This is a genomic window from Dactylosporangium sp. NPDC051485, assembly GCF_040682015.1.
Lineage (GTDB): Bacteria > Actinomycetota > Actinomycetes > Mycobacteriales > Micromonosporaceae > Dactylosporangium.
Genome location: NZ_JBFAZW010000031.1, coordinates 1 through 22,459, shown reverse-complemented (window position 1 = coordinate 22,459; position 22,459 = coordinate 1). Strand labels below are relative to the sequence as shown.

The following is a 22,459-nucleotide window of genomic DNA, read 5'->3' as shown; positions in this document are numbered from 1 at the left end:
GAGACCGATGGCGTGCCTGCAGCCTTGCTCGCGGGCCGTCGTGGCGCACCCGGTCCCCGGCCCGATTGCGACACGATCCCATCGCGCAGGCGCATGATGGGAAGAAGACGTCCACTGGCGCACACGAGTGCGGTCAGTTGGGGAGTGCTGCCATGACCAAAGACGTCACATACCGCAGGATCTATGAGGAGTCCTCGCCCGAGGACGGCAAGCGGGTGCTCGTCGATCGCGTCTGGCCGCGGGGGATGCGCAAGGCGGACGCACATCTCGACGAGTGGCTGCGTGACGTCGCCCCGTCCACCGAACTACGCCGCTGGTACGGACACAAACCCAGCCGCTTCGACGAGTTCCGCCGCCGCTACCTCACCGAACTGCGCGATCCTGAGCGGCAGCAGGCCGCGGACCATCTGCGCGACATCGCCAACCACGACAAGGTGACGCTGCTGACCGCGACCCACGACGTCGACCACAGCCAGGCCGCCGTCCTCACCGAGTGGCTGACCGCCGCCGGGAGCGCCAGGGCTTGATGCGCCGCCGAGCTCGGCAGCCCCACCTGCCGGCCGGAGGACTGCCCGAGCCGGCGCCCCCAAGCCCGACCCGGACCGCGACGCGGTGTGGCCGCCGCCACCTCGACGTGCCAGCGGCGCGGAGCACGACCTACCCTGTCACCTCGTGCTTGCCTCTATGACCCAGCGCGAACGGGTGAAGGCCCTGGTGGAGTCCGCGCCGTTCCATCGCGTCGTCATCGGCGCGATCGTGCTCAACGCGGTCCTGCTCGGCCTGATGACCTCGGATCGGACCGACGCGGGGTTCATCGACGTCCTCAATACGGTCCTGCTCGGCGTATTCGTCATCGAGCTGGCACTTCGCCTCTACGCACACGGCTGGCGATTCTTCCGTGACCCGTGGAACGTCTTCGACCTGCTGATCGTCGGCATCGCACTGGTGCCGGCCACCGGCAGCCTGGCGATCCTGCGTGCGCTGCGAATCTTCCGGGCACTTCGGCTGATCACGGCCGTTCCCAGCATGCGGAGGGTCGTCCGGGGACTGTTCACCGCGATCCCCGGCATGCTGTCGATCGTCATGCTGCTGTGCCTGGTGCTGTACGTCAGCGCCGTGCTGGCCACCGAGCTCTACGGTGCCACCGCGCCCCAGTACTTCGGTGACCTCGGCACAACCCTCTTCACGCTGTTTCAGGTGATGACCGGCGAGGCGTGGCCCGACATCGCCCGCGAGCTGCTGCAACACCATCCAACCGCATGGATATTCTTCGTGCTGTACATCCTCGTCTCGACGTTCGTCGTGCTGAACCTCTTCACCGCCGTGGTGGTCAGCGCCATGGAGTCGGAGAAGCAGGTGGACGAGAGCGTCGACTCGCTGCTCCTCGACGAGGTCCGTGCGCTACGAGTCGAGATCGCGCAGCTGCGCGCGGACTACGACGGCGCCCCGCCCCGCCAACCCCGGCCGCCCGCCGCGGACCGCCTGCCGACGCGCTGAAATGCAGACGTAGCAATACTTTCACGCGTGCACCCACCGGTGTCGCGGGCACGACACCGGCGCCCGGCGCATCGGCCGGAGGCGTAACCTGTGCCCGATGCAGGGCGGTGCTGCTATGAACGGCCGGGCCGGCATCCAGTCGGTGGTGTTGCTCCTCATCGGCGGCGCGCTGATCCGCACCGCGTGGACCGGCACCTACGTCCGCTACGTCAAGCCCGGCCTGCAGGGGTACCTCATTGCCGCGGGCGCCGTCCTCGTCGCCGTCGCCGCGGTCAGCCTGGTCCGGGTGGCCGCCGCGGCCGCCGTCGCGGCGACCGCGGTGCTGCTGGCCCTGCCCACCCCGGTGCGAGCACCTCTGGCGGCGGTGCCGCGCCGGCCACCCTGGCCGGGATCTGGCCGGACGTGCGCACCGTCGACCTGCCGGCCACCCTGCCCGACGGGACGACCTTCACCCCGGCGGCGGTGGTGGACCGGGACACGATCGTGGTCCAGATCGCCGACGCCGACCCGGCGACCGCCTCCCTGGCCCTGCTCGACCCGGCCGACCTCGCCCACCCGCGTCGCCTGGACACGATCCCGATCGCCGGGGGCGGTGCGTTCGACGCCGTCACCGCCGACGCCGGCCACGTGTACTGGATGTCCAGCGTCGCCGACGACCAGGGCGGCAGCACCGGCACGCTGCACCGCGCGGACACCGCCGGCCACGCCACGGTGCTCACCACCGACACCGGCCACCCGACCTTCGCCGGGAGCATGCACGACCTGCAGGTCGCCGACGGCCGGATCTGGTGGACGGCCACCCGCGGTACCACCGTGCCGACCACCGACCTGCGATCCGTCCCGGTCGGCGGCGGCGCCGTCACCGTCCGCCCGCTGGAGGGCACCTATCACCTCACCGGCTGGCCCTGGGCCGGCGACAACGGCATCGGCGGTCGGCCCGTCGTCCAGCTCGACCTCGTCACCGGCGCGCAACGCACCTTCACCGAACCACCCGGCCAGGACGTGTACTGCGCCGTGGTCTGGTGCCGCACCGTCGTGCGGACCGAGCAGTCGGCGGTCGTCACGCTGCACCGCACCGACGGCACCGGACAGACCGGCCGGATCAACACCGACGGCGAGGTGCCGGTCTTCGTCGACATCGCCGCCCTGGACCGCTTCGAGTTCTTCACCGCGCCGATCTCCACCCAGGCCGGCACCACCAGCGAACGCCTCAGCCTCTATGACCTTGCCACCGGCCGGCGCGCCGGCATCGCCGTCTCCACCGCCGAAGGGTTGCACGGCAGCTGGCTGTGGTGGGCCACCGGCGACAACGAGACCATGACCTGGCACCTGCTGGACCTCGCCACCCTGCGCTGACCGCCCCTGCTCGCAGGCTGGACCGCCCCGCAACCCGACGAACACCACGTCCGAGCCGCGCGATCGCAAAACGTACATTTTGTCTATCCCGCGTGTTCCCTGACCTATCCACTGATTTTGCATCCACGCCAAGGATTGGGCGTTTCCGTCGGCGGAATCCGGGAAGCACACGGCACCGCGACCCATGAACCTCAGCTGCTGCGTGTGCGAGCGGGGGCGGGCGCATTCCTGGCCGACCCGGCGACCGGAGAGCCGTGCGATCGCGGACTCCGGCTGGCCCGGTTGCCTGATCCGTGAGCGTAGGAAGGCAAACACAAGTCGTGAGGTTCACAGCAAAGGCCGTCATCTGCGCGGCGGTGACCGCGCTGGCGGTCGGAGCATTCGCCCCGAGCGCGGGCGCCCATTCGACGGGCGAATGGAATTTCGGGGCGCCGTTCATCAATCAGTTCCACAAGGTCGACACCGTCGCGTCGACGGTGCCGGACAACGGGGACGTCAACCCGTACGGCGTCGCGGTGGTGCCACGCAGCAAGGACAAGCTGCACAAGGGTGACGTTCTCGTCAGCAACTTCAACAACGCCGGCAACAAGCAAGGCAAGGGCACGACGATCGTGCAGATCAGCCCCGGGGGCAACGTCAGCCTGTTCGCGCAGATCGATGCCGGCAGCCTGCCGGGCGCGTGTCCGGGCGGCGTCGGGCTGACCACCGCGCTCGTGGCCCTGCGCAGCGGCTGGGTGATCGTGGGCAGCCTGCCCACGGCGGACGGTACCTCCGCGACGGCCCAGCCGGGCTGCCTGATCGTCCTCGACAGCACGGGCACCGTCCGCGAGACGTTCTCGGGGGACGGCATCAACGGCCCGTGGGACATGACCGCTGACGACTGGGGAGGGTCGGTCAATCTGTTCGTCACGAACGTCCTCAACGGGATCGTCGGCGGCCAGCCCCCCACCACCAAGCAGGGAACCGTGCTGCGCCTCGAGCTGACGATCGAGGGCAGCAAGCCGCCGGTCCTGCGCAAGAGCACCACCATCGCCTCGGGCTTCACGGAGCAGACCGACCCGGATGCGTTGATCATCGGCCCGACCGGGGTCGGCCTGGGCAAGGACGGCACACTGTACGTCGCCGACACCGTCGCCAACCGCATCGCCGCCATCCCGTTCGCGGGCGTGCGCTGGACGAGCGCGGGCACCGGCCGTACCGTCACCGAGGGCGATCACCTGAACGGGCCGCTCGGCCTGGCGATCGCGCCCAACGGCAACGTGCTCACCGTCAACGGCGGCGACGGCAACATCGTCGAGACCAACCCGTTGCTGGGCAAGCAGGTCGCGTTCCGCACCCTCGACGGCCTCGGCGCGGGCGCCCTGTTCGGTCTCGCTGTCGCCCCGGACAACCGCGGCGTCTACTTCGTCGACGACACCAACAACCAACTGAGCATTCTCCACTGAGCAGCGGTCGACGTCCGGTGGCTCCCGGCCACCGGACGTCAGCCGACCGTTGCGGCAAGGAGCACGAGCAGCGAGGCGCCGATCTCGATGACGCCGACGTGCAGCGGCTTGAGCCGGCGTCCCGGCAGTGCCCAGGCGCGGGCGAGCAGCAGCAGGAACACCGCGCCGACGATGGGCTTCAGCACGAGCAGCCCCACGGCGGCGAACAGGTGGAACACGACGGATGCCCGCCGGTAGGCGACGCTGCCGCGCTCCCGGATCATGGTTTTGACGTACAGGACGGTGCCGGTGAAATAGGCCAGCAGGACGGCGAAGACGGCCGTGACGCCGGCGGGTGGGACGTGGGCGATGGTGGCGCAGACGAACACCATCAGGCAGCTCTGCACGACGGAGGCGAGGTCGTTGAGCAGCGCCCGCTCGTCGCGGCGGGCCGCGTAGCCGGCGTTGACCGCCAAGAGCAGCGCGTAGCCGGGCGCGTACCACAGCAGGCTCGGCACAGCCGCGACGACGAGCCCGCCGAGCAGGACGGCCGGTATCGCGTAGACCGTCAGCTGGGCGCGGACCCGGCCTGGCCGGCGGGTCTTGACCGCCAGCAGCAGGTAGTAGCTGAGCAGGTAGCCGCTGATCCAGGCGACCAGCAGGGGCAGGTGCGGCCAGCGGAACCCGGTGGTGAGGACTCCGGCGAGCCAGGGGAGCAGCAGCATCGCCCAGGCCCCGTGCTGGGGCGGGACGAACCGGCGCACGGCGCGCCGGCGTGGCGACGCCGGCCGCCTGCCCGGCACACCGGTGGCCGGTGCGGGCCGTGGTCCGGCGTCCGTTTCCGGGGTCATTTCTTGCCTCCCTGGACGTCGAGGACGCCGCGGGCGCCGCGCTCGGCGTCGACCATGACGTGGGACACGAACGGGTAGTGGCCGGCCTCCGGCGGGACGGTTTCCACGAATCCGCCACCGGCCGGGGGCAGGTCGAGGACCTGGGCGCCGCCGGGGTCGCCGGGCCGCAGCTGGTAGTGGCCTTCCCGGAAGACGGTGTCGAACTGGGCACCGACGACGTGGAAGGCGGTGGGGCGGTTGGGTCCGGCGTCGAGGACCCAGAAGCGGACCCGCTGCCCCGCGGTGGCGCTCAGCGGCCGATGGGCGTACTGGCCGGCGTAGCCGTTGAACACGACGGCGTCGGGCCGCTCGGCCTGCATCTTGGTCATGTCGCCGGGCTGGCCGTCCGGGCCGAGGTAGAGCTCGGACTGCACGAGGACGTATTCGCGGTCGACGGGGGCCAGGTCGGGTGGGTCGATGATGACGGCGCCGTACATGCCGTTGCCGATGTGCAGCAGCATCGGCATGGTCGAGCAGTGGTACATCCAGATGCCGGCCTTCGTGGCGGTGAACCGGTAGGTGAGCCGCTGGCCGGGGTCGACGGGGCGCATCGGGGTGTCGGGGGCGAGCGCGTCGGCGTGCAGGTCGATGCCGTGCTCGATGCTGCCGTCGTTGATCAAGGTGATCTCGAAGGTGTCGCCGATCCTGCCGCGCAGGGTGGGGCCGGGGGCGGTGCCGTTGAACGTCCACAGTTGCTGCCGCACGCCGGGCGCGACTTCCCGGACCGTCTCCTGCACGCGCAGTTCGAGCCGGTGGACCGGCTCGGTGCCGGTGGTGGGGGCGGTGGCGTCGCGGGCGGTGAACGCGGGACCGGGGTCGGCCATCGGGTCGAGGCGCGGCGCGGTCGGACCCGGTGCGCCGGCGGCGTTGTGGTCGTGGCCGGCGGCCTGGGCGCCGGTGGCGGTGATGGTGAGGGTCATGCCGGCCTGCCGGTGGCCGGGCAGGGAGCACCAGCCGTCGACGGTGCCGCCGATGACGCCGGCGTCCAGGCGGGCGGTCGCGTCGCGGCCGACGGTGCCGGTCTTGGGGCCGGTGGCCAGGACGAGGTCGTGGCGGCGGCTGTCGCGGTTGGTCAGCTCGATGACGAGGCGGTCCCCGGCCGGGACGGTGACGCGGTCGGGGTGGAAACGCATGCCGTCGGCGGTGATCTGGACGGTGGTGGTGTGCCCGGTTGCCGGCACGTCGGCCGCGGCTGCCGCCGGTGACGCGGCGGGGTCGGTCGTGCGCTGGGCGGCGACGCCGATCAGGACGGCGAGCAGGACCAGGGCGGTGCCGGCCGCGACGCCGCCGAGCGGCCGGGCCGGTGCCGCCGCCGGTGGTGCGGCGGCCGGCGCGATGGTGGCCCGGGCATGTGGTGGGAGGTCTGGCGCGGGGTCCGGTTCAGTGGCCACGGGTGGTCTCCTGGTGAGGACGAGTCGGGCGGCGGGGAGCAGGAACTGCACCAGGGCGGCGAGGACGAGCAGCGCGGTGGTGATCCGTACGTAGGCCGGAACCGGCAGCAGGAACACGAGCAGGGCGAGGTTGGCCATGCTCACCCGCTGCGGGCCGCGCCGTTCGAGCACGGCGATGGCGGCGCGCACGCGGGCGGGGCCGCCGCCGAGGGCCATGGGCAGCAGGTGGGTCAGGGCGCCGAGCAGGGTCTGGGCCGCGAAGCCGACCAGCAGCGGCACGAGCACACCGCCGAACCGGTCGGCCGCATCGGCCGGTCCGGCGGCGCCGGCCAGCGCGGTGGCGTCGACGGCGAGCGCGCCGAGCAGCCAGCCCCCGGCGGCCGCGAGTGACCAGGCCGCGAAGGTCGCAGGGGGTTTGTGCCGGGCCACCTGCATTGCCGGGCGGATCACGATCGCCGCGGCGACGGCGGTGAGCACGAGGCCCCCGAGGGCGAGGACCGGCCACCAGGTCAGGACCCCGACCGCGAGCACGACCAGCCCGGCGACGGCTACCGGCAGGGCGGTGCGGGCGGCGGTGACCGCGCCGTCGGCCATCCGGGTGCGCAGGACGGCCGGCCACAGGGTCAGCACCGTGCCCAGCACGGTGAGGGTGACCCAGCCGAGCAGGTTGACGTGGGCGTGGAAGAGGATCAGCCGGGGCCGGGCGGTGTCGTCGGTGACCAGCATCCATGCGCCGGCCGGGATGCCGGCCAGGAGGGCGACCGTGGCGGCGACGTAATAGTGCGCGGTGACCGCGAACCGGGCCGGCAGCGCCGCCCGGATCCGCGCGTACAGCCAGTGCAGGTGGGCGCAGATCGCGGCGAACACCGCGGCGGCACCGCCGACACCGACCCATGCCGGGCCGACGGTGGCGCCGGTCAGCACCGCCAGGACCCCGGCGTTGAGCACGACCAGGCGGACGGCGTCGCCGCGCCGGCCGGCCGGCACCGCGGCCCGCAGCAGGGCGGCGGTGAAGTGGGCGCTCCAGATGACGATGGCGTTGCTGACCGCGCCGAGCAGCAGCAGGTGGATCGCCAGCCACCGCCACTGCGCCAGCAGCGGGTGGGCGAACCCGACCGCGACGATGCCGGCGAGGTACCCCAGCGGCAGCAGGGTGCTGCGGCGGTGCCAGCGGGCCCGCCCGGTCGGCGGGTTCAGCGCCGGTGCGGCGCTCACCGTGACCCGCTCACGCCGGCCGCGACCAGCCCCGGAGGGCGGGGTCGCACCGCATACCGGCCCGACCGCACGGTGAGGGTGGCGGCGCAGGCGACGAAGCCGAGCACCGCGGCGACGTTGCCGGCGCCGGCCCACCGCCACACCGCCGCCCAGCCGGCGCCGTCACCGATCCCGACGCGGACCAGCAAGGTCCCGTGCAACAGCACGAGGGGGGCGTACAGCACGGGCCGGTACGGCAACGGCCGGCGCAGCACCGCGGGCAGGATCACCGGCGCGTGGACGAAGACCATCGACATGGTGAACCCGAGAAACACCGCGTGCGCGGTGGCGTCGTAGCGGGCACCGGCCGCCGTCCGACCGGCGCCGGCCCACAGGAGCCCGGCGAGGGCCAGCCAGGCGTAGCCGGTGAGCAGCCCGGCGGCGACGTAGCGGGGCAGGCCGCGGGCGTGGACGGTGCGCCGGGCCACGTCGAACACGGCCAGCCAGGCCACGACGGCGAGCACACCCACGCCGAACAGGTGCGCCCCGGCGGCGGGCCACAGGGTCACCGCCGCGGCACCGGCGATCAGGGCGGCGAGCGAGGCGAGGAACCAGCGCTGCGGGCCGGGGCCGGCGAGGGCGACGTGGGCCAGTTCGAGGCGCTCCCCGGCGATGGTCGCGATGAGGAACGTGGCCAGCCACGGCACCAGGTCGGGGATCGGCAGGCCGGCCAGCCAGAGCAGGGTGGCGGCGTACCAGGCGAACGCGCCGGCGGCCTGGGCCAGCAGCGCCGGGCCGGGCTGGCGGCGCCACAACACCCGGTAGACGGCCAGCAGCAGCACCCCACCCGTGGCCAGCAGCAGCTTGCCGGGCAGGCCCGGCCCCGCCAGGATCAGGGTGAGGCCGCCGGCACCGGCGCAGCCGGGCGCGGCCAGGGCCCAGCGGGCGCCGAGCGCGACGGCCCGCTCCAGGGCGATGAGGGTGCCGACGAAGCCCAGGACCATCACCGGACCGTGCACGTCGGCCAGCGCCGGACGGGGGACCGGCAGGCCGAAGCCGAGCAGCAGCAGCGCGGCATACAGCCCGGCGAGCAGCGCGAGACCGCCGGCGGCCAGCAGCGGCAGCCGCCAGCCGGCACCGACCGGGCCGGGGCGTGTCACGGCCGTCGGTCCGGCACGCGTCGGTCCGGGACGCGCAGCCGCACGACGCAGGCGTCCGGCGCGGCGAACGGTTCCAGCACGGCCTGTCCGTCCGGGGCACCGGCCGCGTGCAGCACCCCGCGGATCATCCCGGCGTGCAGGCCGCACATGACGTCCGGATGCTGGCCGACCAGGTCCAGGAACGGGCAGGTCCGCAGGTGGACCTCCACGGCGGCATCCCCGGGCGGCGCCGCGTCGCCCGGGTGAGGTGCCGGCTGTGGATCGAACCCCAGCTGCGTCAGCACGTCGACCGCCGTTGCCACCGGCTCACCGGGGGACGCCGTCGCGGCCAGGCGGCGGCCCCACGCCTGGCCCGCCGCGGCGGCCGCCGGGGTGCCGCCCCCGGTGTCCGCGAGGTGGTCCAGCAACGCGGCGGCGAGTGCCCGGTAGGGGGCCGGGGCCGGCTCCGGCGCGGCGCCCCGGTAGCGCCAGGCCGGCCGTCCGGGTGCGCCGTCGCTGGCCCGTGCCTTGACCAGCAGCCCCGCCTCGACCAGCCGTTCGAGGTGGGCACGCACCGTCGAGGGATGCAGGCCGGTGCGCTCCACCACCTCGGCGCCGGTCAGGCCGGTGTCGGCGGCGCGGACCAGCCGCAGGATGCCCACCCGGCTCACCGAGCCGAGGGCGCGGTGCTGGGGCGTGTCGATCGTCTCCCCCGAAGGGCCTGGGCGCGAGGTTTTCACAAGGTCTAACGTTATAACGCCAAACGACAAGAAAACCCGGAAGAGGGTGCCATGTCACAATCGGACGCCGACCGCGCCGCCGCCACCGCGGTCGTGGCTCACCACACGCAACTCGCCGCCGACCTGACCCGTCACGTCGCGGCCCTCCGTGAAGCCGCCGGCCCGGGGACCAGCCCGGCGTGGCGGCGCGAACGCCAGGCACTGCTGGACTGGCTGCGCGCCGAGCTGCTGCCCCACGCCACCGCGGAGGAGACGGCCCTGTACCCGGCCGCCGCCGATCGGCCCGGCGGGCGGCCGCTGGTCGAGGGGATGCTCGCCGAGCACAAGGCCATCACCGCGCTGGTGGCGGAACTGGACACCGCCGGCACGGCGGTCGACGCCGCGGCGGCCGCCCGCGCGCTGGCCGCGGTGTTCGAGGTGCACCTGGCCAAGGAGAACAACCTCATCCTGCCGCTGCTGCTCGACGCCCCGCAGGTCGACCTGGCCGGCCTGCTTGGCGGCCTGCACGCCCTGCTGGGCGCCGCGGACGCCCCCGGCGGCTGCGGTGGTGGCGGCTGCGGATGCGGCGGCGACGGGGGAGGGGCCGACGTGGCCGCGCCGGTGCTCAGCGTCGATGCCCGCATCGACGTCCGCCGGCTGCCCCACGACCAGCGCCACGCCCGGGTCCTGGCCGCGGTCGGCGCCCTGCCCGCCGACGCGGCCCTGGTGCTCGTCGCCCCGCACGCGCCGCGGCCGCTGCTGGCCGAGATCGATGCCCGCTACCCGGGGCAGATCGACATCCAGTGGCTGCAGGACGGTCCCGACGTGTGGCAGCTCCGCCTGCACCGCCAGGCGGTCACCGTCTGAGTAACCCGACGGCTGCGGCCGCCCGGCACGGGCGGCCGCAGCCCTTCCGGTCCCCGGGCGCCGTGGCCGCGGCCGTCATCGGCGGTGCGGGCTCGGCCACCGGACATTGCCGGTCATCGGCAACGGGGCCGCCGTGAGGTTGCCGACCGATGCCGGTGTGTGTCGGTGGCCGGTCGTCGAAGCTGGAAATTCCTTTCGGCGCGCGTGCTGGGGTGGTGACGATGACGACTGGCGTGTTTGCTGGCAGGCGACCTGCCGCCCCGGTCGCAGTCTGCCCCGTGCGCAGCGGTTCGCCCGATCCCGGACCGGCATGGCCGGGTGCCGCCGGGGCACGGGCCGGGTTCACGCGCGTGTGCCGGCAGCCGTCGCCGCCCGGCCGCAGCGGACAGCCGACCACGGTTCGCTGACCGTCGGCGCACTCGCCGACCGGGGCCCGGCAGGCCCGACCGTCGACTGTCCAGCTGCCCGCCGTTTGTCCGCCTTGTGCTCGGATCGGCAGCCCGATACTTCCGGCCACCGTCACGGACCGCGTCCGGGTACCCGAGAGGAGAACCAGTGCTCACCGAGTCGATCGAACATGCCGGGATGGCTCGTCCCGCGCAGCCGGCCATGCCACCCGAGCCCGCGGCCGTGGGGGTCGACCTCGGCAGCGCCCACACCCGGGTCTGGGCATCCGGTCGCGGTACCGTGCACGCCGCCAACCCGACCCCCGCCGCGGCGCAACGGCCCGGCGCGGTCGTCCGGGGCCGGATCGCCGACCCGGAGGCGATGCGGACGTTGCTGTCCGGTCTCCTGTACGGCCAGCGGCGCCCGCTGCCCCCCGGTGTCGTGCTCGTGGCATGCCGGCCGGTGGGCACCGACGCACGGGCGGAAATGGCCTTGCGCGATGTGATGATGACCGTGTTCGAGCCGGCCCGGCTCATGTTCATCGACACCGTGCGCGCCGCCGCGATCGGTGCCGGCGCGGCGCCCGGCCCGTTGCTGATCGCCGACGTGGGCGCGCACGTGACCGAGGTCGCCGTGCTCTCGGGCGGTCTGGTCGTCGCGGCCCAGCGGCGCAACGTCGGATTGCACGACCACGCCGGTGGACTGGACGCGGATGCGGCGGTCGTCGCCGCCGTCACCGACCTCATCGGCCACGTGCGTCGGCACTCCCGCCACCGCCAAGCGATCGCGGCGGCGGTACGCGGCGGCCTGCTCCTCGTCGGTGGCGGCGCGACCCGCCCGCGGCTGGCCGCCCGCACCGCCTGCGACGCGGGCGTCCCGGTACGCCGTCCTGCCGCACCACATCTGGCCGCGGTGCGCGGCGCGGGCCTGGCCGCACTCGCCGCGCTGCGTCGCGGCGCCATGCGGCCCTGACCGAGACGACGCTGCGCCCGCCCTCCACCGCCCGCGCCTGTCGGCGGTGCGGTCGTGCACCGCGATGACCGCGACACGATCGCGCAGCGGGCGCTGACCGGGGCCACCCGACCGGGGTCCGGCAACAAGCTACGAGGAGATTCGACCGTGTACACCCTGAGCAGGCAGCGAGAGCTCGATGTCCTGCGCGTCCTGCTGCAAGAGCATCGCTGCCGGTACCGCACGCAACTTCGCCTGCTCGACGAACCGCAGTCGCGGCAGCGTCCCGGCACCATCGATCGGTCGACGTTGGCGGCGGCCACGTGGCGTCGGCTCGACGACATCGAACATGCGCTGCACGCCCTGGAAGGTGGTCGCTACGGCGTCTGCACGGGATGCGTGAGCGACATTCCCATCGATCACCTGGCACGGCATCCGGCAGCGAACCGCTGTCCCGTATGCAGCAGTGCCCGACCGCCGGCACCGGTCGAACACCGGCTCGGCGGGTAGCGCAAGGGGCGCCAACGCCCAGGGGCGAAGCCATCCGGGCTTCGGCCCTCCTTGTTGTACAACGACTACGAGCACAGGACGGGACATGAGCGTCGACATCGATGTATCGGATCGGGATTGGATTGCCGGAGTGCGGGCGTCGCTGAGCGACGACCTCACGGCGCAGACAGCCCGGCTCAGGGAACTCACGGAGCTCTCGGCCGACACCGGCGATCCCGGCGAGGCGCACAACCGGGCGGCGCTGGTGGCCGCCACCCGGCAGAACGTCGAGCGGATCACCGGCGCGCTGCGCCGCATCGCCGAGGGCAGCTACGGCCGATGCGAGAAGTGCGACGCCCCGATCCCGGCCGAACGGCTCGAGATCGTGCCGTACGCCCGGTTCTGCATGCCCTGCCAGCGCAACCACAACGGTTGACGGCAACCGCCGGGCCGGCGGCCGCATCGACAGGTGCGGGCCGCCGGCCCGGCGGGCTCCGCGGCCGCTCAGCGACGTGCGTCGGTCGCCGGCGGCCGGTCGTCACGGCCGCCGAGGTCGAAGATGCCCAGCAGACCCGCCAGCGCGATCGCCTCGGCCGGGGTCAGGGTGAGGCTGCAGCAGGCGTCGGCATCACCGTCAGCGCTGTGGATCAGCACCCGGCAGCCGTTGGCGTCGTGCGCGATGACGCCAATCCGGGACCCGGCGGCGCTGGTGAAGGTCCGGCGGGTTCCGATGCCGGGCAGCGACGTGCGTTCGATGTCCATGAAAAAACTCCGAAACCCCTTCTGCCGCGCCGCTGGTTGCCGGCCGTGTCGGTGCGGCGCGGCCCCTGCTCGCATGGACATGCTCGCCGGATACCCCGGCCGCGGACAGTGCCACGGCGCGCAGACGGCGCCGGTCTAAACTGCCGGTGACCGGCAAACAGCGGCCCGAGCGTCGGCTACGGTCGAGGAGCGGCGCCGACGGGCGCGTGGCGGCGACGGAGACGGTCATCGCGCAGCACTACAGGCAGGAGGTGGCCGGGCGTGGCCGACAGCAGCCGGCGGCGACGTGCCGCCGCGCCCGAGCCGCCGCAGGCGCAGCAGGCGTGGCTCGCCGACGTCGCCACTGCCGCCGCCGCCGACGCCGGCGGTGTCCCGGTGGGTCTGCTCGGTGACTACCTGCCGATGCTGGCCGACGCGGCGGTCAGCGGACGCCGCCCCAGGCGCGCCGAACTCGACGCGGTGGGCCGGCTCGGCCGGCAGGCCGCCGAACAGGGCATCTCGGCCGGGCGCGTGGTGCAGCTGTACCTGTCGTCGGCGCGGCGGCTGTGGCAGGACCTGCCCATGGTGGTGCGTTCCCGTGACAGCGAGGTCGTGCGCGCCGCGGCGGAGGCGGTGCTGCACGTCATCGACGACGCGGTCGCCACCCTCGCCGAAGGCTACGCGGTCGCCCGCCGCGACCTGGTCCGCCGGGAAGAGGCGCTGCGCCGGGAACTCATCGACGACCTGCTGCGCGGGGACTCCGACCTCGGCAGCCTCGTCGAGCGGGCGGAACCCTTCGGGCTCGACCTCGCCCGGGTGCACCAGGTGGCGCTGGCCGCGCCGAGCCGGCGGCTGCCGGACACCGACACGGCGATCAGCGCCCTCGAGGCGGTCATCTTCGACCGGCTCGGCGACCGTGATGTCCTCGTCGCCACGAAAGAGGGCCTGCTCGTCGTCCTCGTCCCGGCCGAGGCCGCCGCGGCCAGCAGGACCGCGCCCGCCGGCCAGGATGACGACCTCGGCCGGCTGATGCACGGCGAACTCAACCGCCTCCGGCACGGACGACCCTGGCGGGTCGCGGTCGGGCGCCCCCACCCCGGCCTGTACGGCATCGCCCGCTCCTACGAAGAGGCCCGCGAGGCCCTGACCATGGCGGGACGGCTGCAGACCGACAAGACCGTCATCACCGCCCACGACCTGCTGGTCTACCGGGTGCTGCTGCGTGACCAGCCCGCCATCGTCGATCTCGTGTCCGCGGTGCTCACCCCGCTGATGCAGGCCCGCGGCGGCGCCGCACCGCTGCTCGACACGCTGGACGCCTACTTCGCCACCGGCGGGGTGGCCACCGAATCGGCCAAACGGCTGCACGTGTCCGTGCGGACGGTGACCTACCGCCTGGACCGGATCAAGACCTTGACCGGCTACGACGCGACCGACCCGGCGCACCGGTTCACCCTGCAGGCCGCGGTGCTCGGCGCGAAGGTCCTCAACTGGCCGGCGGAGAGGCCGCCGATCACCGTGTGACCGGCGGCCTCATCGCCGAGTGGGGTAGTGCTCAGATCAGGCCCTGGGCGAGCATCGCTTCGGCGACCATCCGGAACCCGTCGATGTTGGCGCCGGCGACGTAGTTGCCCGGCATGCCGTACTCCTCCGCGGTGTCATGGCAGCGGGCGTGGATGTCGCGCATGATGCCCTGGAGCCGCTGCTCGGAGTACTCGAACGTCCACGAGTCGCGGCTGGCGTTCTGCTGCATCTCCAGCGCGCTGGCGGCGACCCCGCCCGCGTTCGCGGCCTTTCCGGGGGCGAAGCGCACACCGGCCTCGGCGAACAGGCGCACCGCCTCCGGCGTCGTCGGCATGTTGGCGCCCTCGACCACGGCGATGCATCCGCCGGCCACCAGAGCGGCCGCATCGTCGGCGTCGATCTCGTTCTGCGTGGCGGACGGGATGGCGATCTCGCACGCCACATCGCGCCACAACCCTCGTCCGGGCGTGAACGTCGCGTGCGGGCGGTGCTGGACGTACTGGCTGAGGCGTTCCCGCCGTACCTCCTTGACCTCCTTGAGGACCGCCACGTCGATCCCCTTCTCGTCGAGCACGTAGCCGGACGAGTCGGAGCAGGCCACCACGACGCCGCCGAGCTGGTGGACCTTCTCGATCGCGTAGATCGCCACGTTGCCGGAGCCGGACACCACCACCCGCTTGCCGTCGATGCTGTCACCGGCGGCGCGCAACATCTCCTCGGCGAAGAACACCGCACCGTAGCCGGTGGCCTCCCGCCGCACCTGAGCACCGCCGTAGGCGAGACCCTTGCCGGTGAGCACCCCGGACTCGTACCGGTTCGTGATGCGCTTGTACTGCCCGAACAGGTAGCCGATCTCGCGGCCGCCGACGCCGATGTCACCGGCGGGCACGTCGGTGTACTCGCCGATGTGGCGGTACAGCTCCGTCATGAACGACTGGCAGAACCGCATCACCTCACGATCGGAGCGGCCCTTCGGGTCGAAGTCCGACCCGCCCTTGCCACCACCGATCGGCATACCGGTCAGGGCGTTCTTGAACAGCTGTTCGAATCCGAGGAACTTCACGATCCCGAGGTAGACCGACGGGTGGAACCGCAGGCCGCCCTTGTACGGGCCCAACGCGGAGTTGAACTCCACCCGGAACCCGCGGTTGATGTGTACCTCGCCGCTGTCGTCCTCCCACGGCACCCGGAAGATGATCTGCCGCTCCGGCTCGCAGATCCGCTCAATGATCTTGGCCTGCGCATACTCGGGGTTTTTGTCTAGGGCGGGCGCGACGCTGTCGAGCACCTCGCGCACCGCCTGGTGGAACTCGTGCTCACCCGGGTTGCGTTGTATGACCGCGGTGAAGATTGAGTCCAATTTCTCCCGTGTCGACATGGGTACCCTTCCGGTGTGGTTCGTCCGAGCATCGGCCATGCCGAGTAGCGAGACATCCACACCGTTGTGGACCATCAATACCGTTATGTGCGGCGGCGTCAGCTGTTCGTGGGGGCAGAACGACGTTGTGACGTTCCATGCCCGTTCATGATCGCACTGAGGCGGGCATCGGCGCGACGTTCCGTGCTGAAGTATTTAACACAGCGGCTACATGGGCCGGCCCGGAGTCCGCGTCGCTGTCGGGGAGAAGGCGCAGGCCAGCGCGGCGTTGTAGCGGCCTGCGCGAGCCGCCACGGCTCCGCCGCCTCCCGTGCGGTGCGTGCTGAACGCCATATGGACACGGTGCGCCGGCCCCTGGCGGGGGCCGCCGGCACCGCGTCTTGGCAGGGACCGGGCGCTGATGTGCGCGGGTAAGCTGGACGGGGCTTAGCAAGGGATCGATGCGGGTGTTTCGAGTATCAGGCCAGCGGCGGGACGATGTGGACCGCGACAAGCGTGCTTCGGCGTCGACGCCGTGGCGCCGGATGTCCGATCTGGCCCGAGGTGCGCGGTCATCGCTGGCGCGGCTGTTGCCGGCCGTCCCGCCACCGGCCGCGTTGGCGGTCGGTGTCGCGGCGCTGCTCATCGCGGCGGAGACGGCGCTGCTGTACGCGATCCGTGGTGTTTCCCACAACGGCCAGAGCGGCGAGATCTATCTGCTCGGCGTCCTCATCATGGCGAGCGTCTGGGGCGTGGCGGCGGGTGTCGCGACGGCGGCGGCCAGCACCATCGCGTTCAACTACTTCCTGATCGCGCCAGCGGGACTCCATCTCACGCTGCGTCGTGACGTGGAGCAGGCGCTCATCTTCATGATCGCCGCGCTCCTCGTCAGCGGCATCGCCAACCTGGCCCGGTCGCGCGCGATCGAGGCATCCCAGCGCAGGGACGAGGCCGACTTCGCCGCGGAGCTGGCGCGCAGCACGCTCAGCAGCGACGACGTGCCGGGCGCGCTGGCGGTGGCTTCGCGCCGCCTGGCGGAACTGCTCCACCTGCCGTATGCCTCGATCGAGGTCGGCGACGCACCGCAAGACGGGCCCGACGCCGTCCTGCGCCTGCGCGATCAGGGCACCGGGCTGGGGGTGCTGCGGCTGCCGGCCGGCACCCCGGCGGCGACGCTGGCGCGGGTCCGGGCGCGGATGGTGCCGGCGCTGGAGGCCGTCCTGCGGGCCGCGCGGGACCGCGGGCAGATCATGACCTCGCTGCGGGCGAGTGAGCGGGAGTCCACGGCGCTGCTGTTGCAGCAGGCCGCCCTGCGCCGCGTGGCGACGCTCGTCGCCGCCGGTGCCCCGCCGGCGGAGGTGTTCGCCGCGGTAGCGCTGGAGCTGGGCCGGCTCTTCAAGGGCTTCGGCGCGGCGCTGACCCGATACGAGCCCGACGGCACCGTCAGCCGGGTGTCCGGCTACGACGAGTCCGGACACCCGCTGCCGCCGGCGTTGAACGTCGGGATCGAAGGCGACAACCTCGCCAGCACCATCGCGCGCACGAGGCGGAGCGCCCGAGTGGACGACTACGACGCGGCGACCGGCCCGATCGCGGTGGCCGTGCGCGCTCTGGGCGTCCGCGCCAGCATCGGCGTGCCCGTTGTCGTCGAGGGCAAGCTGTGGGGCATCACCATGATCATGTCGTGGCAGCCGGGACCGATACCGGCCGACGCCGAGCAGCGCTTGGTCGACTTCACCGACCTCCTCGCCACCGCCATCGCCAACGCCGACAACCGGGCGCAGCTCATCGCGTCCCGCGCCCGCCTGGTCACCACCGCTGACGAGGTGCGCCGCAAGATCGAGCGGGACCTGCACGACGGCGCGCAGCAGCGGCTCGTCTCGCTGGCGCTGGAGCTGCGCATGGCCGCGGACTCGGTGCCGGCCGAGCTGCCGGCGGTCAGGAGCCTGCTGTCCCAGGGCGTGCAGGGCCTGAACGAGATGCACAAGAGCCTCCGCGAGCTGGGCCGGGGCATTCACCCGGCGTTGTCGTCGCAGGGAGGTCTGGCTCCGGCGCTCAAGACGCTCGCCCGCCGCAGCACCGTGCCGGTCGAGCTGACCCTCGACATCGGGCGGCGCCTGCCGGAGCGGGTGGAGGTGGCCTCGTACTTCGTCGTGTCGGAGACGCTGGCCAACGCCGTCAAGCATTCGCACGCGTCGGTCGTCCTCGTCGTCGCGACGGCGGACACCACGAGGATCCGGTTGTCGATCCGGGACGACGGGATCGGGGGCGCCGACGGGAGCCGGGGCACCGGGCTCGTCGGACTGCAGGACCGGGTCGAGGCGCTGGGCGGCCGCCTGACCGTGCTCAGCCCGCCCGGGCGGGGAACCGCCCTGACGGTCGAGATCCCAATCGAAAACGGCGACCTCAGGTGCGGGGACGCGGACAGTTTCGTGCCGCGGCAGGCGCGGAGCCACCCCGCCTGATCCGATGCTCGCGTCCGGTGTCCCGTGACCGGCGCCGGACGAGATCCGTCGCGCTCAGCCGCGGACGGTGAGACCGTCGAGGAACAGCGAGGTGCAGTTCGCGGCCAGTTCGGCGATCGGGTATGCCTTGCTCGGCTTGAACCAGCGCACCGACAGCCACACGGCGTCCCGCATGAACCGGTAGAGGATCTTCGGGCCGACGTCGTTGCGGAACGTGCCCTCGGCGATACCTGCCTCGATCACCCGCAGCCAGGCGTCCTGGACCGCGCGGCCGGCGTCGCGCAGGTAGCCGAACCGTGCGAACTGCAGCAGGTAGTTGAGGTCGTTCTGGTAGATCTCGGTGGCGTGGGGGTGCTCCTCGACGACTTCGAGCGACGCCACGACCAGGTCGTGCAGCCGCTCGCGGGACCCGGCCTCGCGGGCCAGCACGGCCTCGTACCTGGCCTGGAGGTCCGTCAGGTACGACGAGACGATCTCGTCGACCATCGCCTCCTTCGAGTCGAAGTGGTGGTACAGGCTGCCGGAGAGGATGCCGACCTCGTCGGCGATCTGGCGCACCGTGGTCGCCGCCACGCCCTTCCTGGCGAACAGCGCCGCGGCGCTGTCGAGAATCGCCTCGCGTCGGTCTTTCAGCGCTCGCGTCAACGTGTTCCTCCCCGTGCGATGGGCGTGAACGGACCGGCGGTGCGGTAGGCCCGGCGAACTGTACCAAGCGCTTGTTACGTGAGGCCGCGGCGTTCCGGTGTGCCGGTATCAGGCGGTACCGGCCGGCCAGTCCGCCTGCGCGAAGAGCTGCCGGAAGGCCGTCAGCTGTTCGACGCAGTGCTCCGCGCTGTGATGGCGCAGGACGATGTTCATCATCGTGGCCCCGGCCGCGTGCATCCGCTCGACGTGGTGGCGGGTGCCGTCCGGGTCGGCGATCGGGTCCAGCGGCGGCGGCGTGAGGATCACGTCGAAGCCGTCCGGCCGGTCGACCGCGGCGAGCATGGTGCTGATCTGCTCGGGCGACAGGCCGAACGGGACCCAGGCGTCGCCCAGCTCGACGGCCCGCCGCAGCGAGCGGCGGGTGTATCCGCCGATCCACAGCGGTACGTGTTGCCGGGGCGCGTGCGGGTCGATGAGGAAGTCCCGGAACCGGTAGTGGGTGCCCTCGTACTCGGGCAGCGGCTGTCCCCAGGCGGCGCGAAGTGCCCGGATCGCGTCGTCGGCGGCGGCGCCGCGGCCGTCGAAGTCGGCCCCGAGCAGGGCGAACTCGTCTTTCAGGCTGCCCACCCCGAGTCCGAGGACCACCCGGCCGCCGCTGAGCCGGTCGAGGGTTCCGTAGCGCTTCGCGATCTCCAGCGGGTGGTGGTAGCCGAGCACGAGGACGTGGGTGGCCAGCCGGATGCCCGTCGTGCGCGCCGCGAGGAAGCCCAGGGTGGCCAGCGGGTCCCAGTAGGTGCCGCCGGCCCGCGCGGCGATCCTGGCCGGCACGCCGACGTGCTCACTGCAGGTGAGGTGGTGGTAGCCGAGCCGGTCCGCCGCCTCGGCGACCGCGGCGAGTTCGGCCGTGCCGGCGTCGGCCTCCCAGGCGTTGTGCTGGCCCGGCGGGCGGAGGACGACGGGACTGATGATGCCGAATCGCATGGATCAATCTACCAAGCGCTTGCTTGATCCTCAACTCTGTGGCGGGGGCGCCGCGCACCGATGAGTTCCACGACCGCGGGCGGTCCTACCGGGATGGGCACCGAGACGAGGTTCAGGCTCGGCGCGGCGGTCACCCGCGCGGACATCCCGGTCCTGTGCGGTGACCTCGCACGGCTGCTGCGCGGCACGGGCCCCGGCCTCGTGCACTGCGACGTGGCCGCCGTCGCGCGCCCGGACGCGGTCACGGTCGAGGCCCTGGCCCGGCTGCACCTCGCCGCGCGGGTGCACGGCCGGCGGCTCGTCGTCACCGGCGCCGGGCCCCACCTGCGGCAGCTCATCACGCTGATCGGGCTCGACGCCACGCTGATCGAGGGGCCGTGACGAGCACGACGGCGCTGAGGACCGGCAGCCGGGCTGCGCCCCGGACTTCTTCTCAACGTGATCGACGGTGCGGCCTATCCGGCGGTGTCACGATGGCGCATGCGTCAGACCGTACGTGTCGGACCATGCCCGTTTCAGGTCGTCCTCACTCCAGTGTCCGAATGTGTAGGCGGGCGAGTCCACCGGCAGCGCCCGTTCGACCTCGATCAGCACGGCCTCGTGACACGGATAGCCGGGGCCGTGGGTGTCCAGTACCCACTGGCGGGACCATGCGTACACGGGGTCGCCCTCGCCGCGCAGCTCGGCGTTTCCCTTGAAGCGATAGCCACGCCTGAGGAGAAAGTCGATCACATTCACCTCGAGCCGAGGGTCGCGCCGCAGGTTCGCCACCGTCGTCGGCGAGGCCATGTTCATGAACACCAGATGGTCATCGTCGTAGACGCGCAGGGAACCTTTCGGAGAGAGGTTCGGGGAGCCGTCCTCGCAGACCGTCGCCACGAACGCGAGCCTCGCACTGTCGACGATCTTCCGCATGTCCTCCGTGATGATGCCCATCGCTCCCCAGCCCTTCATGCCGCGCCTGCGTGTTGGCGCTGCGTTACCCACTCGGCCGACCGGGTCGCGAGTGCGCCGGTCCTTTCCGGGATTTCGCCCCTCCTCACCCGGGGCGTAGGAGAAGGGCTGTAAACCGTCCTGCCAGCCGAGGTCATGCAGCGCCGGTCAGGGGTACTGCGGCAGATCGATGCTCGTGGCGAACTTGTCGGTCGCCTTGAGCAACTGGCGCAGCATCCACGGCGAGCGGAACATCCAGTTGCGCATCGCCATACGCGCACGGTTGCCCGGGGCCAGGAACGGCCCCGCGCTGCCCTTGCGGGAGATGCTCGCGTAGCCGCGGAAGAGCGACTCGTAGCGGGCGAACGCGGTGCGGTGCTCGCCGCCGGCCGCGCGCAGCTCGCCGGCGAGGACGTACGCGCCGACGACGGCCAGGCCGGTGCCGAAGCCGCCGAGGGTGTTGCCGTACGCCGCGTCGCCGAGAAGGGCGACGCGGCCCCTGGCGTAGGCGGGGACCTCGGCGCGGCTGATCGAGTCGAGGTACACGTCGGTGGCGTCGTCCAGGCGGGCCAGCAGCTCCGGCACGCGCCACTTCGCCCCGCGGTACGCCCTGCGGAGGATGTCCTTCTGGGCCTGCGGGTCGTAGCGGTCGTACTGCAGCTGGGGCGAGGCGAAGACGAAGAACGCGGGCGCCTTCGGGCCGCCGAGCGCGACCATGCGGCCCGGCTCGTTGTACATCACCGGGTCGCCGTCGGCACCGAGCTCGACCAGGGCGTAGTAGTGGCCGAGGTGGCGCACGAAGTCGCCCTCCGGCCCGAAGGCGAGCCGCCGGACGTTGGAGTGGATCCCGTCGGCGCCGATGACGAGGTCGAAGGTGCGCGGGGCGGCGTTGGCGAAGGTGACGTGCACGCCGCCGGGGGTGTCGGTCAGCGACGTGACGGTGTCGCCGAAGCGGTACTCGCAGTCGCCCGCGGTCCGCTCGTACAGCAGCCGGGACAGCTCGCCCCGCCGGATCTCGATCTCGCCGCCGGTGAACTCGCCGGGGATGACGGCGAGCGGGCGCCCGGCCGCGTCGACGATCGTCTGATCCTGCCCGCCGGTCTGCAGCGCGCGGATGTCGTCGAGGATGCCCATGTGGGCCAGCACCGTACGGTGGGTCTCGCCCTTGAAGTCGACGGCCTGGCCGCCGCTGCGCAGCCCGGGCGCGCGCTCGACGACGGTGACGGTGCAGCCGTACCGGGCCAGCCAGAAGGCGAGGGCGGGACCGGCGATGCTCGCGCCGGAGATGAGGACCGTGGTGTTCTTCATGCCGACACCGTCGCGGGGCCCGCTGACAGTTCACGACCGATCGGCTGACAGTCCTGTCAGTCCGGCCGAGTAGGCGGCGGCGAAGGCGTCCGGGCCCACCAGTTCGCGGGCGGCCGCGGCGGCCCGGGCGACGTCGGGGTCCCCGGCCACGGCGGTCCCGCGAAGTCCGGCGGCGACGCCGAGCAGGCGGGCCGCCTCCGC

At 72.6% G+C, this 22,459-nt stretch carries 21 protein-coding genes; 11 read left to right on the top strand and 10 right to left on the bottom strand.

Translation table 11 applies throughout. The annotated features are described in order from the left end of the window. Positions 1 to 152: 152 nt before the first annotated feature. The 4 genes from AB0M46_RS19430 (at position 153) to AB0M46_RS19415 (ending at position 4,298) form a co-directional block, all read left to right on the top strand. Entirely contained in the window at positions 153 to 527 is a 375-nt protein-coding gene (locus AB0M46_RS19430) for a DUF488 family protein (RefSeq protein ID WP_363337758.1), read from the top strand. A gap of 157 nt (positions 528 to 684) precedes the next feature. Beyond that, on the top strand, positions 685 to 1,497 hold the full coding sequence (locus tag AB0M46_RS19425; protein WP_363337756.1) for an ion transporter: 813 nt from the start codon (positions 685 to 687) through the stop codon (positions 1,495 to 1,497). Between the two features lie 402 nt (positions 1,498 to 1,899). Continuing rightward, positions 1,900 to 2,853, top strand: coding sequence for a hypothetical protein (locus tag AB0M46_RS19420; RefSeq protein WP_363337754.1), 954 nt, complete (start codon positions 1,900 to 1,902; stop codon positions 2,851 to 2,853). Between the two features lie 320 nt (positions 2,854 to 3,173). Further along, positions 3,174 to 4,298: a hypothetical protein gene (locus tag AB0M46_RS19415; protein ID WP_363337753.1), complete on the top strand. Its 1,125-nt coding sequence runs from the start codon at positions 3,174 to 3,176 to the stop codon at positions 4,296 to 4,298. Between the two features lie 38 nt (positions 4,299 to 4,336). Here AB0M46_RS19415 and AB0M46_RS19410 read toward each other — a convergent pair whose 3' ends face one another. The 4 genes from AB0M46_RS19410 to AB0M46_RS19395 are packed head-to-tail and all read right to left on the bottom strand — an operon-like array spanning position 4,337 to position 9,631. After that, positions 4,337 to 5,128 carry a YwiC-like family protein gene (locus AB0M46_RS19410; RefSeq protein WP_363337752.1) on the bottom strand — a complete coding sequence of 264 codons (792 nt, stop codon included), beginning with the start codon at positions 5,126 to 5,128 and terminating at the stop codon, positions 4,337 to 4,339. Then, on the bottom strand, positions 5,125 to 7,773 hold the full coding sequence (locus AB0M46_RS19405; protein WP_363337751.1) for a multicopper oxidase domain-containing protein: 2,649 nt from the start codon (positions 7,771 to 7,773) through the stop codon (positions 5,125 to 5,127). Before AB0M46_RS19405 ends, AB0M46_RS19410 begins: the two co-directional genes overlap by 4 nt. Beyond that, positions 7,770 to 8,912: a hypothetical protein gene (locus tag AB0M46_RS19400; RefSeq protein WP_363337749.1), complete on the bottom strand. Its 1,143-nt coding sequence runs from the start codon at positions 8,910 to 8,912 to the stop codon at positions 7,770 to 7,772. The genes AB0M46_RS19405 and AB0M46_RS19400 overlap by 4 nt, the downstream gene beginning before the upstream one ends. Further along, entirely contained in the window at positions 8,909 to 9,631 is a 723-nt protein-coding gene (locus tag AB0M46_RS19395; RefSeq protein WP_363337747.1) for a helix-turn-helix domain-containing protein, read from the bottom strand. Before AB0M46_RS19395 ends, AB0M46_RS19400 begins: the two co-directional genes overlap by 4 nt. Positions 9,632 to 9,682: 51 nt before the next feature. Here AB0M46_RS19395 and AB0M46_RS19390 point away from each other — a divergent pair, with 51 nt between their 5' ends. The 4 genes from AB0M46_RS19390 (at position 9,683) to AB0M46_RS19375 (ending at position 12,740) form a co-directional block, all read left to right on the top strand. Further along, on the top strand, positions 9,683 to 10,477 hold the full coding sequence (locus tag AB0M46_RS19390) for a DUF2249 domain-containing protein (protein ID WP_363337745.1): 795 nt from the start codon (positions 9,683 to 9,685) through the stop codon (positions 10,475 to 10,477). Positions 10,478 to 11,032: 555 nt separating this feature from the next. Further along, the gene (locus AB0M46_RS19385) at positions 11,033 to 11,836 is read left to right on the top strand and encodes a rod shape-determining protein (protein ID WP_363337743.1); all 804 of its coding nucleotides are present in this window, start codon (positions 11,033 to 11,035) and stop codon (positions 11,834 to 11,836) included. Between the two features lie 54 nt (positions 11,837 to 11,890). Beyond that, on the top strand, positions 11,891 to 12,325 hold the full coding sequence (locus AB0M46_RS19380) for a hypothetical protein (RefSeq protein ID WP_363337741.1): 435 nt from the start codon (positions 11,891 to 11,893) through the stop codon (positions 12,323 to 12,325). A gap of 85 nt (positions 12,326 to 12,410) precedes the next feature. Beyond that, a complete protein-coding gene (locus AB0M46_RS19375) occupies positions 12,411 to 12,740 on the top strand; it encodes a TraR/DksA C4-type zinc finger protein (protein ID WP_363337740.1) in 330 nt (109 codons plus the stop codon). A gap of 68 nt (positions 12,741 to 12,808) precedes the next feature. On the opposite strand, the gene AB0M46_RS19370 is transcribed toward AB0M46_RS19375, so the two are convergent. Further along, positions 12,809 to 13,066: a potassium transporter TrkA gene (locus AB0M46_RS19370; RefSeq protein WP_363337738.1), complete on the bottom strand. Its 258-nt coding sequence runs from the start codon at positions 13,064 to 13,066 to the stop codon at positions 12,809 to 12,811. Positions 13,067 to 13,327: 261 nt separating this feature from the next. Between AB0M46_RS19370 and AB0M46_RS19365 the strand changes: the two genes are divergently transcribed. After that, on the top strand, positions 13,328 to 14,569 hold the full coding sequence (locus AB0M46_RS19365; protein ID WP_363337736.1) for a helix-turn-helix domain-containing protein: 1,242 nt from the start codon (positions 13,328 to 13,330) through the stop codon (positions 14,567 to 14,569). Positions 14,570 to 14,600: 31 nt separating this feature from the next. On the opposite strand, the gene gdhA is transcribed toward AB0M46_RS19365, so the two are convergent. Continuing rightward, the gene (gdhA, locus tag AB0M46_RS19360) at positions 14,601 to 15,947 is read right to left on the bottom strand and encodes an NADP-specific glutamate dehydrogenase (protein WP_363337734.1); all 1,347 of its coding nucleotides are present in this window, start codon (positions 15,945 to 15,947) and stop codon (positions 14,601 to 14,603) included. 446 nt (positions 15,948 to 16,393) lie between these two features. On the opposite strand from gdhA, the gene AB0M46_RS19355 reads away from it, so the two are divergent. Next, positions 16,394 to 18,391: a DUF4118 domain-containing protein gene (locus AB0M46_RS19355; protein ID WP_363337732.1), complete on the top strand. Its 1,998-nt coding sequence runs from the start codon at positions 16,394 to 16,396 to the stop codon at positions 18,389 to 18,391. 54 nt (positions 18,392 to 18,445) lie between these two features. Here AB0M46_RS19355 and AB0M46_RS19350 read toward each other — a convergent pair whose 3' ends face one another. Further along, entirely contained in the window at positions 18,446 to 19,036 is a 591-nt protein-coding gene (locus tag AB0M46_RS19350; protein WP_363337729.1) for a TetR/AcrR family transcriptional regulator, read from the bottom strand. 108 nt (positions 19,037 to 19,144) lie between these two features. Next, entirely contained in the window at positions 19,145 to 20,017 is an 873-nt protein-coding gene (locus tag AB0M46_RS19345) for an LLM class F420-dependent oxidoreductase (protein WP_363337727.1), read from the bottom strand. 60 nt (positions 20,018 to 20,077) lie between these two features. On the opposite strand from AB0M46_RS19345, the gene AB0M46_RS19340 reads away from it, so the two are divergent. Further along, positions 20,078 to 20,398 (top strand): STAS domain-containing protein, encoded by a 321-nt coding sequence (locus tag AB0M46_RS19340; protein ID WP_363337725.1) that lies wholly within the window; start codon positions 20,078 to 20,080, stop codon positions 20,396 to 20,398. Between the two features lie 87 nt (positions 20,399 to 20,485). On the opposite strand, the gene AB0M46_RS19335 is transcribed toward AB0M46_RS19340, so the two are convergent. Together AB0M46_RS19335 and AB0M46_RS19330 are read right to left on the bottom strand one after the other, a co-directional pair. After that, positions 20,486 to 20,971, bottom strand: a complete 486-nt coding sequence (locus tag AB0M46_RS19335) for a pyridoxamine 5'-phosphate oxidase family protein (protein WP_363337723.1) — start codon at positions 20,969 to 20,971, stop codon at positions 20,486 to 20,488. Between the two features lie 147 nt (positions 20,972 to 21,118). Continuing rightward, entirely contained in the window at positions 21,119 to 22,258 is a 1,140-nt protein-coding gene (locus AB0M46_RS19330) for an FAD-dependent monooxygenase (protein ID WP_363337722.1), read from the bottom strand. Positions 22,259 to 22,459: the final 201 nt, after the last annotated feature.

Bases quoted from the DNA above. Each gene is read 5' to 3' on its own strand.
- AB0M46_RS19370 (WP_363337738.1), bottom strand. From the start codon at position 13,066: ATGGACATCGAACGCACGTCGCTGCCCGGCATCGGAACCCGCCGGACC.
- AB0M46_RS19330 (WP_363337722.1), bottom strand. From the start codon at position 22,258: ATGAAGAACACCACGGTCCTCATCTCCGGCGCGAGCATCGCCGGTCCC.
- AB0M46_RS19335 (WP_363337723.1), bottom strand. From the start codon at position 20,971: ATGAAGGGCTGGGGAGCGATGGGCATCATCACGGAGGACATGCGGAAG.
- gdhA (WP_363337734.1), bottom strand. From the start codon at position 15,947: ATGTCGACACGGGAGAAATTGGACTCAATCTTCACCGCGGTCATACAA.
- AB0M46_RS19390 (WP_363337745.1), top strand. From the start codon at position 9,683: ATGTCACAATCGGACGCCGACCGCGCCGCCGCCACCGCGGTCGTGGCT.
- AB0M46_RS19345 (WP_363337727.1), bottom strand. From the start codon at position 20,017: ATGCGATTCGGCATCATCAGTCCCGTCGTCCTCCGCCCGCCGGGCCAG.
- AB0M46_RS19410 (WP_363337752.1), bottom strand. From the start codon at position 5,128: ATGACCCCGGAAACGGACGCCGGACCACGGCCCGCACCGGCCACCGGT.
- AB0M46_RS19425 (WP_363337756.1), top strand. From the start codon at position 685: ATGACCCAGCGCGAACGGGTGAAGGCCCTGGTGGAGTCCGCGCCGTTC.
- AB0M46_RS19340 (WP_363337725.1), top strand. From the start codon at position 20,078: ATGAGTTCCACGACCGCGGGCGGTCCTACCGGGATGGGCACCGAGACG.
- AB0M46_RS19430 (WP_363337758.1), top strand. From the start codon at position 153: ATGACCAAAGACGTCACATACCGCAGGATCTATGAGGAGTCCTCGCCC.
- AB0M46_RS19375 (WP_363337740.1), top strand. From the start codon at position 12,411: ATGAGCGTCGACATCGATGTATCGGATCGGGATTGGATTGCCGGAGTG.